Source organism: Dysgonomonas sp. Marseille-Q5470, assembly GCF_951230145.1.
Taxonomy (GTDB): Bacteria; Bacteroidota; Bacteroidia; order Bacteroidales; family Dysgonomonadaceae; genus Dysgonomonas.
This window is the reverse complement of sequence record NZ_CATNVE010000011.1, coordinates 80,945-95,073: the sequence shown is the minus strand read 5'-3', so window position 1 is coordinate 95,073 and position 14,129 is coordinate 80,945. Positions and strand designations below refer to the sequence as shown.

12 protein-coding genes are annotated in these 14,129 nt (G+C 31.8%); 1 reads left to right on the top strand and 11 read right to left on the bottom strand.

The window, feature by feature from the left end:
- Window positions 1-27: 27 nt before the first annotated feature.
- The gene (locus tag QOX35_RS15075) at window positions 28-1,347 is read left to right on the top strand and encodes a TolC family protein (protein ID WP_283687686.1); all 1,320 of its coding nucleotides are present in this window, start codon (window positions 28-30) and stop codon (window positions 1,345-1,347) included.
- A 62-nt stretch (window positions 1,348-1,409) separates the two neighbouring features.
- On the opposite strand, the gene QOX35_RS15070 is transcribed toward QOX35_RS15075, so the two are convergent.
- The 11 genes from QOX35_RS15070 to QOX35_RS15020 form a co-directional block, all read right to left on the bottom strand.
- Entirely contained in the window at window positions 1,410-3,365 is a 1,956-nt protein-coding gene (locus QOX35_RS15070; RefSeq protein WP_283687633.1) for a polysaccharide biosynthesis protein, read from the bottom strand.
- A 16-nt stretch (window positions 3,366-3,381) separates the two neighbouring features.
- Window positions 3,382-4,524, bottom strand: coding sequence for a DegT/DnrJ/EryC1/StrS family aminotransferase (locus tag QOX35_RS15065; RefSeq protein ID WP_502846774.1), 1,143 nt, complete (start codon window positions 4,522-4,524; stop codon window positions 3,382-3,384).
- Between the two features lies 1 nt (window position 4,525).
- Entirely contained in the window at window positions 4,526-5,107 is a 582-nt protein-coding gene (locus QOX35_RS15060; RefSeq protein ID WP_283687684.1) for an acetyltransferase, read from the bottom strand.
- 10 nt (window positions 5,108-5,117) lie between these two features.
- A complete protein-coding gene (locus QOX35_RS15055) occupies window positions 5,118-5,723 on the bottom strand; it encodes a sugar transferase (RefSeq protein WP_283687632.1) in 606 nt (201 codons plus the stop codon).
- Window positions 5,723-6,871, bottom strand: coding sequence for a glycosyltransferase family 4 protein (locus QOX35_RS15050; RefSeq protein ID WP_283687631.1), 1,149 nt, complete (start codon window positions 6,869-6,871; stop codon window positions 5,723-5,725). The genes QOX35_RS15055 and QOX35_RS15050 overlap by 1 nt, the downstream gene beginning before the upstream one ends.
- Complete coding sequence (locus QOX35_RS15045) at window positions 6,871-8,226, bottom strand: phenylacetate--CoA ligase family protein (RefSeq protein WP_283687630.1); 1,356 nt, start codon at window positions 8,224-8,226, stop codon at window positions 6,871-6,873. The genes QOX35_RS15050 and QOX35_RS15045 overlap by 1 nt, the downstream gene beginning before the upstream one ends.
- The gene (locus QOX35_RS15040) at window positions 8,207-9,361 is read right to left on the bottom strand and encodes a hypothetical protein (protein WP_283687629.1); all 1,155 of its coding nucleotides are present in this window, start codon (window positions 9,359-9,361) and stop codon (window positions 8,207-8,209) included. The genes QOX35_RS15045 and QOX35_RS15040 overlap by 20 nt, the downstream gene beginning before the upstream one ends.
- A 4-nt stretch (window positions 9,362-9,365) precedes the next feature.
- The gene (locus QOX35_RS15035; RefSeq protein ID WP_283687627.1) at window positions 9,366-10,484 is read right to left on the bottom strand and encodes a glycosyltransferase family 1 protein; all 1,119 of its coding nucleotides are present in this window, start codon (window positions 10,482-10,484) and stop codon (window positions 9,366-9,368) included.
- 8 nt (window positions 10,485-10,492) lie between these two features.
- On the bottom strand, window positions 10,493-11,374 hold the full coding sequence (locus QOX35_RS15030; RefSeq protein ID WP_283687626.1) for a glycosyltransferase family 2 protein: 882 nt from the start codon (window positions 11,372-11,374) through the stop codon (window positions 10,493-10,495).
- A gap of 95 nt (window positions 11,375-11,469) precedes the next feature.
- Complete coding sequence (locus tag QOX35_RS15025) at window positions 11,470-12,894, bottom strand: lipopolysaccharide biosynthesis protein (RefSeq protein WP_283687625.1); 1,425 nt, start codon at window positions 12,892-12,894, stop codon at window positions 11,470-11,472.
- The gene (locus QOX35_RS15020) at window positions 12,891-14,126 is read right to left on the bottom strand and encodes a nucleotide sugar dehydrogenase (protein ID WP_283687624.1); all 1,236 of its coding nucleotides are present in this window, start codon (window positions 14,124-14,126) and stop codon (window positions 12,891-12,893) included. Before QOX35_RS15020 ends, QOX35_RS15025 begins: the two co-directional genes overlap by 4 nt.
- Between the last annotated feature and the right edge of the window lie 3 nt (window positions 14,127-14,129).

The following is a 14,129-nucleotide window of genomic DNA, read 5'->3' as shown; positions in this document are numbered from 1 at the left end:
ACCTTTTGACTAAGAAGAATTTTGATGATGAAAAAATATATATTAATTATCATTCTAGCAATAGCTGCACCAAGCATATGTAATTCTCAGGTTGTATTCGATCTGAAAAGATGTATAGAAACGGGATTGCAAAAGAACTATGATATTCGTATTATGCGTAATAATCAGGAAATATCGGACAACAATCTCACAGTGGGAAATGCAGGATACCTTCCGTCTGTAGATCTCACAACGGGTTACTCGGGTTCGGTAAACAATACAACACAGAATTTGGCAAATGGAGAGAAAAATAAGAATAACGGCATTCACAATCAATTATTGAATGCAGGTGTAAACTTGAATTGGACTGTTTTTGATGGCTTCAATATCCAAACGAATCACCAACGCTTAAAAGAGCTGCAAAAGATGGGGGAACTGAATACCCGCTTAACGATAGAGAACTTCGTATCGGGTTTAACTTCAGAATATTACAATTACATCCAGCAGAATATCCGATTAAAAAATTTGAAATCAGCCGTTAAGTTATCTAAAGAAAGATTGCGTATTGTTGAAGCTAGATACGAAATTGGAGCAGGCTCTCGGCTCGATCTTCAACAAGCGAAGGTAGACTTCAACAGTGACAGCTCTCGCTTGATTAAACAATATGAAGTATTATATACATCTCGCATATCACTTAACCAAATGATGGCTGCAGACAATATCGAGCAACTCATTGTAACCACGGACTCTATAATTGAATTCAATCAGTTTATAAATAAAGAAGATGTTTGGCAAAAAACGCTATCTTCGAATACTTTCCTTTTGTTATCAAATAAAAACAAGAATCTTAGTTTGCTTGATTTAAAAACAGCTCAGAGTGAGAACTATCCGTATTTGAAACTTAATGCAGGCTATGGTTATACAAAAAACATTTACAATACGGGGACTATAGATAATCAAAACAATTTGGGCTTAACCTATGGATTAACTCTAGGTTTCAACCTGTTTGATGGCTTCAATAGAAAAAGAAAACAAAAGAATGCCCGTATAGAAGTTGAAAACAAAGAACTCCAATACGAGCAAACTATACTCTCTATAAAAGCCGATTTTTCGAATATGTGGATGGCTTATAGAAATAATATAGATCTGACAAATCTTGAAAAAGAAAATGTACAAACAGCAAAAGAAAACCATGAAATAGCTATCGAACGCTACAAACTTGGAGACCTGTCAGGTATAGAATTACGAGAGGCACAAAACAGTCTATTAGAAGCCGAAGAAAGACTTGTTCAAGCTGAATATAATACAAAATTATGTGAAATATCGCTTATGCAAATTAGTGGGCAAGTGATTTCATATTCGGAGTAAATACAATGAGCATCTGTCGGATTCTGTTGTCTGTTTTGTAAAAATAAATACAGGTATTTCTTTTATACCCAAATTTGAGAATTGCTAGTGGTATCTATATTGTTTTGATCAAGTTGTTCAAATTCTGAATTATTGCTAACAAATTCAGGTACGAGTACTTTCATCTGTCGTACGAGTTTGTATTTATCATTTGTCTGGGCGACTAAAATTAACTGCTCTATTTGAGGTAAAATATCCTGAAAATGGTATTCCCTTACTTTAGCCATCATAATCTTTTTGTGCGAAGTCTGTTCTGTTATTTCAGAGTCATTCAATAACTCTTCATACAGCTTCTCTCCGGGCCTTAATCCTGAAAATTGAATTTCGATATCTCTTTCCGGAACTAAACCGGCCAACTCTATCATTTTTTTTGCTAAATCATAGATCCTTACAGGCTGTCCCATATCAAAGACGTAAATATAACCGGACTTACCGATGACAGAAGCTTCCAAAACCAAGCGGCATGCCTCCGGAATGGTCATAAAATAACGAGTGATCTCAGGATCTGTTACAGTTATTGGACCACCCTTTTCTATCTGCCTTCTGAATAATGGAATAACAGAGCCATTACTTCCTAATACATTACCAAAGCGTGTTGTCACAAATTTAGTATGAGACTTATTTTTCTTCTGATCAGCAGCACAAGACTGAACGTATATTTCTGCGATACGTTTAGTTGCCCCCATGATATTTGTAGGGTTTACAGCCTTGTCTGTTGAGACCATAATAAACATCTCAACATCATACTCAATTGCTAAATCGACTAAAACCTTTGTGCCTAATACGTTGGTAATTATAGCTTCGCATGGATATCTTTCCATCATTGGGACATGCTTATAAGCAGCGGCATGATAAACTATATTAGGTTTATATTTATCAAACACAAAATTGATAATTGTATGATTGCGAACATCTCCGATAATAGTAGTATAGTTTAAGCAAGGGTAAAGCTTCTTTAATTCAATATCCAAATCATTCAATGGCGTTTCAGCCTGATCGAGGCAAATAATAGAAGCAGGAGAAAATTGAGCTAGCTGTTTGACTATTTCACTTCCTATTGAACCTGCAGCACCTGTCACCAAAATATTTTTACCTTGAACATTTTCAGCTATAACATTCAAGCTGATATTTATTTCGGGACGCCCAAGCAAATCTTCAATCTGAACAGGACGAATACTTCGACTAATATCTGAAAGTTGAGATAAACTATCTATATTCATTTGTTTACTTATATAGATGCGAATATTTAAGCTTAATAGTTTTTCAACATAATTAGCTTCATTCTTTAGTTCATCTTCTTTGGTAAACAATATATCTTTTATTTTGTATTTTACGAAATCTTCGGGCTTCTGAATAGTAAGAACGGGTACGTTTGTGAGTTTCTTTAACTTTGAATCAGGCTCTGTTGTAAGAAAGCCTATAATCCTGAATCTATTGTTTCCTGTACTTAACAGCTGCGCAAGAACAATATTGTCTTCATTTAACCCCCACACAAATACAGGTATAGAAGGATTATTCCCAAACCGTCGTGTTAATGTCTGATAAGTATAAACGACAACTAAGCGAAACCCGTACAAACAAACCAATGAAACTAAAAAGAGTGTACTACAATATGCGACAGCAACGCTTCCTGATGGACCTATAACTTTATATAATGTAAGAAATATAAGTAAATCAGCAAACAACAAGGATGTAAGTATCTTTTGAAATTCATGAATTGTAGAATAACGGACAATTCCTTTATATGTTTTAAATATACTAAAACAGACGGCATTAAATAATACGGTTATAGCCAGATATTCGAAGAATACCGGATGATATACTATATGAATATTTTTGTATATCTGAAGTGTTAGAATATATGATATGATAGTCGCAAAAGTGACTATTGCCAAATCGATCAACAAGACGAACCATCTGCTCAGCAGACGATTCTCTAAGAATCTCTTATATATTTTTCGTGTAGTGTTGTTTATCATTTTTATTCTTCTGAGTTTAGAACATACTCTCTATAGCTTTTATTACTCTATCTATATCATCAAAACTTAAACTAGTCCCAGACGGAAGACATAACCCATCTCTAAATAATCGTTCAGATGTTCCGTCTCCATAATATGGGCAACCGCTAAATATTGGTTGCATATGCATTGGCTTCCATAAAGGTCTGGATTCTATATTATTTTCGTTTAATACATCATATATATCTTCTCTCGTTTTCCCTCCTGTTTTTAAAGGATTAACAAGTATAGATGTCAGCCAATAATTAGAAAAATAATCAGATGAAGGCTCTGTTTGGAAACTTATTCCTTCAACTTTTTCTAAACCTTTACGATAAAACTCATTATTTGTTCGTCTTTGTTTGATTCTATCTTCTAAAACAAGCATTTGCCCTCTACCAATTCCGGCTACGACATTGCTCATTCGGTAATTATATCCGATATGTGAATGTTGATAATGTGGCGCAGCATCTCTAGCCTGAGTTGCCAGGAATCGTGCCGTTTTTATATATTCCTCATTATGGGCGACAAGTGCACCACCTCCGGATGTCGTAATTATTTTATTCCCATTAAAGGAGAGTACAGCCATTTCACCAAAAGTTCCACAATGCTGGTTTTTATATCTCGATCCTAATGCTTCTGCGGCATCTTCAATGATCGGTATTTCATATTTTGAGGAAATACTTTGTATCTCTTCTATCTTTGCGGGCATACCATAGAGATGCACGGGTATAATTGCTTTCGGTTTTTTGCCTTTAGATATCCGATCCTTTATAGCTCTTTCTAAATGTTCCGGAGACATATTCCACGTATCTTTCTCACTGTCAATAAAGACAGGAGTTGCACCTTGATAGACTATAGGATTGGCCGATGCCGAAAAAGTAAAGCTTTGACAAAGGACTTCATCTCCTTGTTTTACACCTAAAATAATCAAAGCTAAATGTAAAGAAGCTGTTCCTGCACTTAACGCAGCGACATATACATTGCTCTGAAGGAATGCGGCTAATTCCGTTTCAAAAGCATCCACATTTGGGCCCATGGGCACTACCCAATTGGTATCAAAAGCTTCTTGAACAAACCGCTGTTCGTGCCCTCCCATATGTGCTAGAGAGAGCCAGATACGTTCATTAGTATTCATCATTTTATAAAAGTTTTGTTACTTTGCAAGGAGCTCCTATAGCGACTACATTATCCGGAATATTTCGAGTAACTACTGATCCCGCTCCAATTTTGCACCATTTTCCTATTTTAACTCCTTGTATAATTGTAGATCCTGCACCAATCAAAGTTCCTTCCCCTACTTCAACTTCTCCACATAGATTTGAGCCAGGTGCAATGTGTACGAAGTCGTGAATAATACAGTCATGATCTATAGTTGATGCAGTATTTATTATTACATGCTTGCCGATACGAGCACAAGATTGTATAATTGAGCCTTGCATTACCACCGTACCTTCTTCTACCAAAGCAGATTCAGATATTATTGCTTTTTGTGATATTGCTCTTTCATATCTAATATTAGAGAAGGTAGAAACAATTTTTTTTCGAATCATGTTATCTCCTATACTTACAATCAGAGGTGATCCGCTCTCTCTTGATACAGGAATTCCCATAAAGTCTTTTATGGTTATATCATCATCAAATATTTTTTCAACAACGATATTGTTTAACTGAAGAATATCTAATATTACTTTAGCATGCCCTCCTGCACCATATAAATACACCTTCTTCATACTATTTGTTCCCTTCAAATTTTTCCATGGTAAGACTTGTGTCAGAACTTATACCTTCCGATTTAAACACTTTTAATATAGTCTGGAGTAGTATCCTTATATCTAAAGATATAGATATATTATCTACATACCATACATCTAATTCAAATTTATCTTTCCACAAAATAGCATTTCGACCATTAATTTGTGCCCATCCTGTTATTCCTGGACGAACCTCATGTCTGCGAATCTGCTGTTCATTATATAAAGGAAGATATTCGAGAAGTAAAGGACGAGGACCAACTAAACTCATATCTCCTTTTATTACATTTATTAATTGAGGAATTTCATCCAATGAAGTTTTTCTAATAAATCTGCCAAGAGACGTTAATCTGTCTTTATCTGACAGTAGATTTCCTTGCGCATCTTTTTTATCATTCATTGTTCTAAACTTAACAACTTCAAATATCTTATTGTTCTTACCGGGGCGTTGTTGAAAGAAAAAAGGTTTCCCATTATTTGCTATTGCCAGAAATATTGTCAGAAATAGAAATATTGGCAATAGAATTATGAAGCCTATTAGTGAACATACAAAATCTAAAATGCGTTTAAACAAGTTGCGATACATTACTCTAAGGATTTATATTCTGATAATAAAGTTCTCCAAATAATTTCCTGTTCATATCGAGATACAATCATTTTACGTGAATTAGACCTATGTTTTGCAAGTAATGCATTATTATTTAAATACAATTCCATTCTACGCTGCAATTCAAATGAGCTTTTAGGGGGAATAATAACTCCATTTGTATCATTGATTATAATCTCATTACAGCCATTTATATCAGTAACGATAGACGCTAATCCCATCGCTCCGGCTTGCATAACTACGTTCGGAAACCCTTCTCTATAACTAGGAAATACTAGTACATCAGAAATAGCAAAATATGGTCTTACATCAGGCTGATAACCAACCTCTATAATATTCGAGTTTTTAGAAATTAACTCCAGTGTTTCTTTTTTCAATGGATCGAGTTCAGGCTCTCTATTACCAACAAGTAAGAGCTTCACTTTTCTATTACGATGTGATATATCATCAAAAGCACTGATCAACTCATTTATTCCTTTATCCGTAACTAAGCGTCCAACAAAAATAAATACAAAGTTATCACTATCAATATTTAAAGACTCTTTTAAATCGGCTCTTTCCAGAGTAGAAATATTAATGGGATCAAAGTAAGATGTATTTATTCCGTTGGAACTACCATTTCCTATTATTCTTATTTTTTTCTCAGGACACAACTTCTCGTTTATTATAATGTCTCTTAGACCTTTGGAATTAGGATATATTATTGTAGAACATTTATAAGTTATTTTTTCTACAAGGCTCAGTACTTTTCGCTTCAGTCCTTTTGTTTCCATCAGAGGTAAACCCGCTACAGTATGCAGTCTATTAGGCACTTTTGCCAACAATGCCGCCACCATGCCAACCATACCAGCTTTCGGCGTATGGGTATGCACAAATAAAGGTTTCTCTTTCTTGAGAAAACAATAAAGTTTCCATATCGCTTTTACATCTTGAAAAGGTGTAATCTTTCTTGTCATTTCAACACAGTAGGTATCAACACCGTCTTTTTCTCCAATTTTCTTCAGGAAAGATTCATTTGAAGAAACAGCAATGACTTTATAATAATCTTTCATAAAAGCCATCTGCTTATCTAAAAGCTTATCTAATGATATTGGAACTGTGGTTATGCGAATGAGCTTACTTTTCATTATTTGTTAAGAAGATGTTTAATATTGTTCTTTACAATCCTATATTTACCGCTTTTTTCATTTGGTATGTGTTCAACTTGCGTGATTTTTATTATCATATTATGTCCTACTCGATCCTTCCAATTAGCAAGAAAAGCATTTTTTATTTTTTCATTATATATTTTACTGTCAATTACAATTAGTATCTCAATAGAGTTAACTTCATTCTGAATTACCTGAAATTTGATAATTCCTTTTGTCCCTTTTAATGTATTTGAAACATTCCCTAGGTTGATTTTCCCATTGTCGGGAGAATATATATAATCATCTATTCTACCTAGAATTTCTTTTACTACAGGATTGTTATTTCCACAGGTACAAACTTCGTCTGATAGTTCGACCATATCGCCAATGTCATATCTGAGAAGAGGAGTACCATGTGTTGTAAAACTTGTAATTACGAGTTTACCTTTATTTGTTGGTACATTAAAGTCATCCAGAACTTCGAAAAGACCACTTTGTAATTCTAGATGTAGCTTATGGTTCTCACATTCAAATATAAAAGGAGCACCTTCTGATGAAGCATATTGATTATATATATTCGTTTTAAAGAAAAACTCGATAGTCTTTCTCATTTCATCAGTTATGGTTTCTGCTGTGGGAAATATAGCTTTAACGATATTAGTAGGAAAGTTATAATTATGCTTTATCCCATATTTTGCAACTTCTAGAATCGAGGATGGAAATCCTACCAAATATTGGGGTTTGTATTTAATGAGATTTTGTATATAAAATTTCAGATAATCTTCTTTAATATGAAATGTTGAATAATATCGAACATTATAAAACACATCTGTCTTCCAAAAACGATTTTGCTCAATATCCCTATTAGTTAATAAAGCCTTTCCTGAAAACCAAGCTGTTTTCTTTCCTAGTTCATATCCATATTTTGATCTGAAGTTATCCAGCATAGCAAACCGCTCTTGCATATCGTTATGAGTAAATACAACCTCCAATGATTTACCTGTAGTTCCTCCAGTTTTTGATATTATACCATTATTTTTATTAATTGTATATATATTATTTATATTTCTTCGTATCTGCTCTTTTGTTACTATCGGAAATTCATTTTTGTTTTCTGTATATATTTTTTTATAAAAGGGTGAGTTCTCTAAAACATATAAAATAAATTGATCATATTTTTCTTTTTGTATCTCAAGAAGTTCTTTTAGTTCTAGGCTTTCTCTACGAAGTAATAAATCTCTATAATATTTATAATTTCCACCATAACGTTTTCGGTAGGCTAAGTAATTAAATATACTTATCATTAAGTTTTGAATAAATAGAGGCATTACCTTATAAATTCTGTCGGTCATAATATATGTAATTAGAAATGATTGCTATTGATAATATCCAAATCCAAAACTGGATTTGTGCAAATGTATGAGTACCCATAAATAACAATGCAATGTATGCTAAAATATACCATCTGACATGGTTTTTAATAAGGAATACTAGCAGTATAAGTAAAAAAAATCCCCCTAAAATATACCCATGTTCAATAAATAATGAAGAAAAGGTTGATCCTTTATCTACACTAGCATCTAAGTTTGCATATCCTATTCCAAAAAGTTGTTTAAAAAAAGGTAAATTATCAACATCTTTTGATATATTCCCTATACGATACTGAAATGAACCACTTTTCTCAAAATTATATATTTTAGTATATAGATAATCTGATTCTATAAAAGTTAGATTGAAAAAAAGTAATATACTAGCAAAACTAATAGATATAACAGTCTTTTTCAGCCAACTCAAGTTAGAGTATAATATAAAATAAATAACAATAAATACAGATAAATATATAATACCAGAAGCAGATACTGACAAAATTATTGACATTAATATTATGCAATCTATAAAATTCATCCTCCTTTTATATAATATAAAAGCACTCATTAAAGACAAGATGAATAAAGAATATGTTGCAGGCTCGGAATATAACCCAGAAGCTCTAATTGAAGTATCCAAGTTAAAAATACCACCTATATTTCGAGAATCATTACCTGTAATCGTTTTTACAAAATCTATATATATTCCTGCAAGATGGAAGCTTATATATTGAATATAAAAAAAGATAGCATGGATATAAATCGTATATTTTAAGGCTATTGCTAATCTATCTATTCTATTAACAAAATAAGAATAGAATAATATTGAATAAGCTACAGTAAAATAACTACCTAATATTCTAGGTATATATATAATTTCAGCTTGATTTATTATAGAAATTATAATAGAGAATGTAATAAAAAGAGTAAAAAAAAGGAAAAAAGGCAATATATCTTTATTTATACTTTCCTTATCCTTAGTCAAAACGTATAATATTAACACAAAGCTAACAAAATCAAATATCCTGAGATTCCCTAAAGAGGGAAAATAGATACTTAATAAAGTAGCAAAAAAAACGATTAGAATCTCTTTATAATTACTTTTTATTTCAGAAACCATATGATTATAATTTATCAATTTCCCTTAAATAAAAATCAGTTAGCCATTTTGTATTACGATTAATACTATAGCCTGCATCTATGAACTCTTTACTTTGAGTTTGTCGACTAGAAGTTAAATACATTTTTAAAATATCCTTACTCCATTGTTTTGATGATAATTTCAGGCATATACTTGCTGCATTTTTTGTTATTAGAGCCTGTTTTGGAACCTTATCCGAAATAATAGTTAAGATACCTGAAACCTGAGCTTCAATTACAGATAAAGGCAGTCCTTCAAAAAGAGAAGGTAATATAAAAAGATCCGCAGCTTGAAGCAGGTCATAAACATCCGATCTTACACCTAAAAAAATTACGTTTTCTTCTATACCATATTTTGATATAATATTCTTGACCTTTGTTCTTAATGGCCCATTTCCAACAAGAAGTAGTTTAGATTTATTTTCTAATTGCACTATATTATAAAACACTTCGATTAGCTTAGGATAATTCTTTGGTTTACTAAAATTACCAACATGGATTACTATAAGAGAATCGTCTAGAAGTAGTTCTTTTCTTATTTTTTTTCTAGTTTCTAGATTAAATGCAAATTTATCAAGATCCACCCCATTGTTAAAATAATAAAAATTATCTAAAGTTTCACAATCTTCTCCAAACAAATAATTTCCCGCTGCTATAGAACAGGCAAACAGATGCGTCGCATATTGTTTAATAAATAATTTATTATATTCTTGAAAAAAACTTTTATAACTTAACTTGGGTGATGAAACATGACTATGTGATATTCTTATCGGTATTCCAGCTTTTTCTGAAGCCCGTAATATATATAAACTCCATGTATTGATATGTGAATGCACAATATTATAGAGAGATGCTTTGTCTTTAAAAAAAGAGTCTAATTTTTTTATATATTTCTTATGTTTCAATGGGTTTATTGGTGGAACGTAGTAAATATTACCTCCCAATTGAATAATTTCATCATCATAAAAACCTTTTTCAGTCCGATGAACTAAAAAATCAAACTGGATACGTTCTCTATCTATATTTCTGTATATATTCATTAATAGAGTTTCAATACCACCAGTATTCATAATTGTAACAACTTGTAAAACTCGTACTATCATAAAACATACTATTTTGTGTTAACTCTAATATATATGTTTAATATTAGTCCTAAGGGGAATGCTAATAATAATAATATTTTATTCTTTATTTTGCTTAGATGGGAATAATCATTAGCAAAGATACAGGATGATACCAAATGAATTAAATTCTTAAATTTATCTTTCAATCCGTGACTTAACTGAATTCTATGCAATCTAGAAAAAGCAAATCCTCTTGGATTTTTCCTATATTGATATAAGATATTTTTAGTTGACCCATCGCTCAGATATTCGACGATACATAATATTTCATTTACAGGTTTTAAATAAAAATGCTGATCTATAAGCTGATATAAATAACCTAAAGGAACAAATTTTTCACCATCAAAAATTGGATACTGCGGATATTTTCTTACAATATCTGTTTTATAAACTAATTTCTTATCGCCTTTTACTTTATATTTTAAATAAAGATCCGACAATCGAACCCGTAACAAATGATCTGGTATTTTAGTTCCTATAATATTCTGAGATAAATCTGCATCCAACCCAACAATTCCAGCATATTCTTTATTATCTCTTATACTCTCAATAGAATCTAATATAATCTCAATAGCATTTATCGGCATAAAGTCATCAGAATCGATACAGACATTAAATTCTGTTGTAATATTAGCGTATGCTGTATTATGAGCCGCATGCATACCTTGATTCTTCTGATATATATATACGATTTGAATTAAACCATCTTCCTTCCATTTATCGACAAGTTCCGGTGTATTATCGGCAGACCCATCATCAATAATGAGCCAAATAAAGTTTTTGACGGTCTGATTTATCAAACTCTCATAAAGTCTAACAAGACAATATGCTCTATTATATGTTGGTGTAAAAACAGTAATCTCATCCATATTAATTCTAATAATTTAACTAATTTGTAAAAGCTACACTCTTGAAAACAGAAAAAATAATTGTATTACTGGAATTATTGAAGACACACCTATAATTATCTTTTAAAATTATCTTTTAAGATTATCATTAAATAAGCGAAATCTTTTTTGAAAACAATATACCCTAGAAAAAAGACCAAGAATACAATTCCAGTTCCAAGCAACATATTTATATAAACATTTAGTTCATAAACCGTTTGAACTAAATTAACGATAATAGCTGTCGATATAAATATGATAAGAAGTCGACAAAACATCATTAGCTGAGATAACATTCTATAATTTGAAGCTCGTTGTACCTGATAGGATATAAATAGATAACTAAAAACAGAATGAAGTACAATAAGCCATAAAAGAACCTTTATTCCATATATTATTCCCAAAATAGTAATTGGAATAATTGCTATTTTAGTAATTAGTTCTGATGTCAAGTAATATTTTGTTTTTCTTATGACTGCTAAAAAGTTCAGATTCATAAAATAAGCAGGTAGAAACAAGCCTGATAAAGAAATAATTTTCAGATATTCTATAGTAGGAAACCACTTATCGCCCAACAATATAATAATAATTGAATCTGCACAACAAAATAGAATTGCCATTAAAAATGTCGTAATAAATATGGTACCTAAAAGAAACTCTTTAAAGCTTATAAGTTGTTTTTCTTTTTCCATGGCAGATAAAGAAGCGAAGCTTACTCTCGTTATTGTATTCGATATATTTATAGATGTGATATTCTTAAAACTATCGGCCCTAGTATAATATCCTAATACAATGGGAGAAAACCATTTTCCTATTATGAAATAGTAAAAATTATTATATAATGTATTTAATAATTTTGAGAAAAATAAATTTATTCCATAGCCAAACATTTCTTGGAATGACTTTGTATTAAATACAAACAATGGTCTCCATGGAGAGATTATATAGAATAACAATACAGTCAAAATCTGCCCAATCACAATTCTATAAACTAAACTTAATATACCAAATCCACTAAAAGCCATATATATAGAAATAGCACCACTTATTAATACGGAAATTAAAGATACAAGTGTGATCGTTTTAAAATCTATTTTCTTCACATGCATTGTACGTTGGATAGAGGATAATGAAAAAAAGATAAGACTTAGGGCTGTAATACGTATTAATTCAACAAGCTTTTCTTGATGAAAGAAAACAGCTATGAATGGTGCCAATAAAGATAATAGACCAAAGCAAAATACACCTATTGCCATATTTATCCAGAAAATAGTACTATAATCTTCTTGGGTCGCATCTTTTTTATTAATAAGAGCATCACTAAAACCTCCATCAACGAATACATTAGAAAGAGAAATGAAAATAGTAATGATACCTAATAATCCAAACTCTTCCGGTAATAATAATCGAGCAAGAATAATTCCAACAATAAAATTTATCAGCTGTTGTAATAAATTATCCGAAAAGCTCCAAAATAAACCATTTATAGTTTTACTTTTCATTTATTGTTTAAATCATATATAGTATCTCCTAATTCCATATTTTTAAATTCTCTATGCGCAACAGCTTTAACAATAGCATCAAACTTTCTCTTCGGAAATTCTTTTTCAATACTAAGTCCATATTCATGCTCCACTTCTTCTGGATTAGCCCAAGGATCATAAATTGTTATATGTGTACCGTATTCTTTGAGTTCGCGAATAACATCTACAACCTTTGTATTACGAACATCGGGACAATTTTCCTTAAATGTAATTCCTAAAACTAGTATATTAGAACCCTTTATTTGTATACCTTGTTTAATCATCTTCTTGACAACCTCACTAGCAACGTACTCGCCCATACTGTCATTCAGGCGACGACCAGCAAGTATTATTTCGGGGTGATAGCCATATTCCTGCGCTTTTTGAGCCAGATAGTATGGATCTACACCGATACAGTGTCCTCCAACCAGCCCGGGCTTAAATGGAAGGAAATTCCATTTCGTTCCGGCAGCTTGTAATACTGCATTAGTATCAATATTCATTCTATCGAATATTTTCTTTAATTCATTTACAAATGCAATATTTATATCCCGTTGCGAGTTTTCAATAACTTTTGCCGCTTCTGCCACTTTTATAGTTGGAGCCAAATGCGTTCCTGCTTTAATAACTGAGGAATAAAGGGCATTCACTTTTTCTCCGACGTCAGGTGTAGAACCCGATGTTACTTTCTTAATTTTTTCGACAGTATGTTCTTTATCTCCCGGATTTATTCTTTCAGGAGAGTAACCCGCAAAAAAATCAACATTATATTTCAGACCTGAAATTTTTTCTACTACAGGAATACAGTCTTCCTCTGTAGCTCCGGGGTAAACTGTTGACTCATATATAACGATATCTCCTTCATTGATAACCTTCCCAACTGTTTCACTTGCTTTATATAAAGGGGTCAAATCGGGCCTATTGTTTTTATCTACAGGAGTTGGAACAGTTACTATATAATAATTACAGTCACTAATATCCTCTAAGTTACAAGAACAAAACAACCCAATATTGCCACTGTTTTCGTTTTTCAAAACAGACTGTAAAATATCAGCATCTACCTCTAAGGTATGATCAACACCAGACATTAATTCCTTAATACGTGCCTTATTAATATCAAAACCGACTACCGGATATTTGGTGGCAAAAAGCCTAGCTAGAGGTAAGCCTACATACCCTAGGCCAATAATTGCGATCTTAATTTTGTTCATTTG

Coding starts and splice junctions, on each gene's coding strand:
- QOX35_RS15035 (WP_283687627.1), bottom strand. CDS start 10,484: ATGATAGTACGAGTTTTACAAGTTGTTACAATTATGAATACTGGTGGT.
- QOX35_RS15065 (WP_502846774.1), bottom strand. CDS start 4,524: ATGATGAATACTAATGAACGTATCTGGCTCTCTCTAGCACATATGGGA.
- QOX35_RS15075 (WP_283687686.1), top strand. CDS start 28: ATGAAAAAATATATATTAATTATCATTCTAGCAATAGCTGCACCAAGC.
- QOX35_RS15030 (WP_283687626.1), bottom strand. CDS start 11,374: ATGGATGAGATTACTGTTTTTACACCAACATATAATAGAGCATATTGT.
- QOX35_RS15070 (WP_283687633.1), bottom strand. CDS start 3,365: ATGATAAACAACACTACACGAAAAATATATAAGAGATTCTTAGAGAAT.
- QOX35_RS15040 (WP_283687629.1), bottom strand. CDS start 9,361: ATGGTTTCTGAAATAAAAAGTAATTATAAAGAGATTCTAATCGTTTTT.
- QOX35_RS15045 (WP_283687630.1), bottom strand. CDS start 8,226: ATGACCGACAGAATTTATAAGGTAATGCCTCTATTTATTCAAAACTTA.
- QOX35_RS15020 (WP_283687624.1), bottom strand. CDS start 14,126: ATGAACAAAATTAAGATCGCAATTATTGGCCTAGGGTATGTAGGCTTA.
- QOX35_RS15025 (WP_283687625.1), bottom strand. CDS start 12,894: ATGAAAAGTAAAACTATAAATGGTTTATTTTGGAGCTTTTCGGATAAT.
- QOX35_RS15050 (WP_283687631.1), bottom strand. CDS start 6,871: ATGAAAAGTAAGCTCATTCGCATAACCACAGTTCCAATATCATTAGAT.
- QOX35_RS15055 (WP_283687632.1), bottom strand. CDS start 5,723: ATGTATCGCAACTTGTTTAAACGCATTTTAGATTTTGTATGTTCACTA.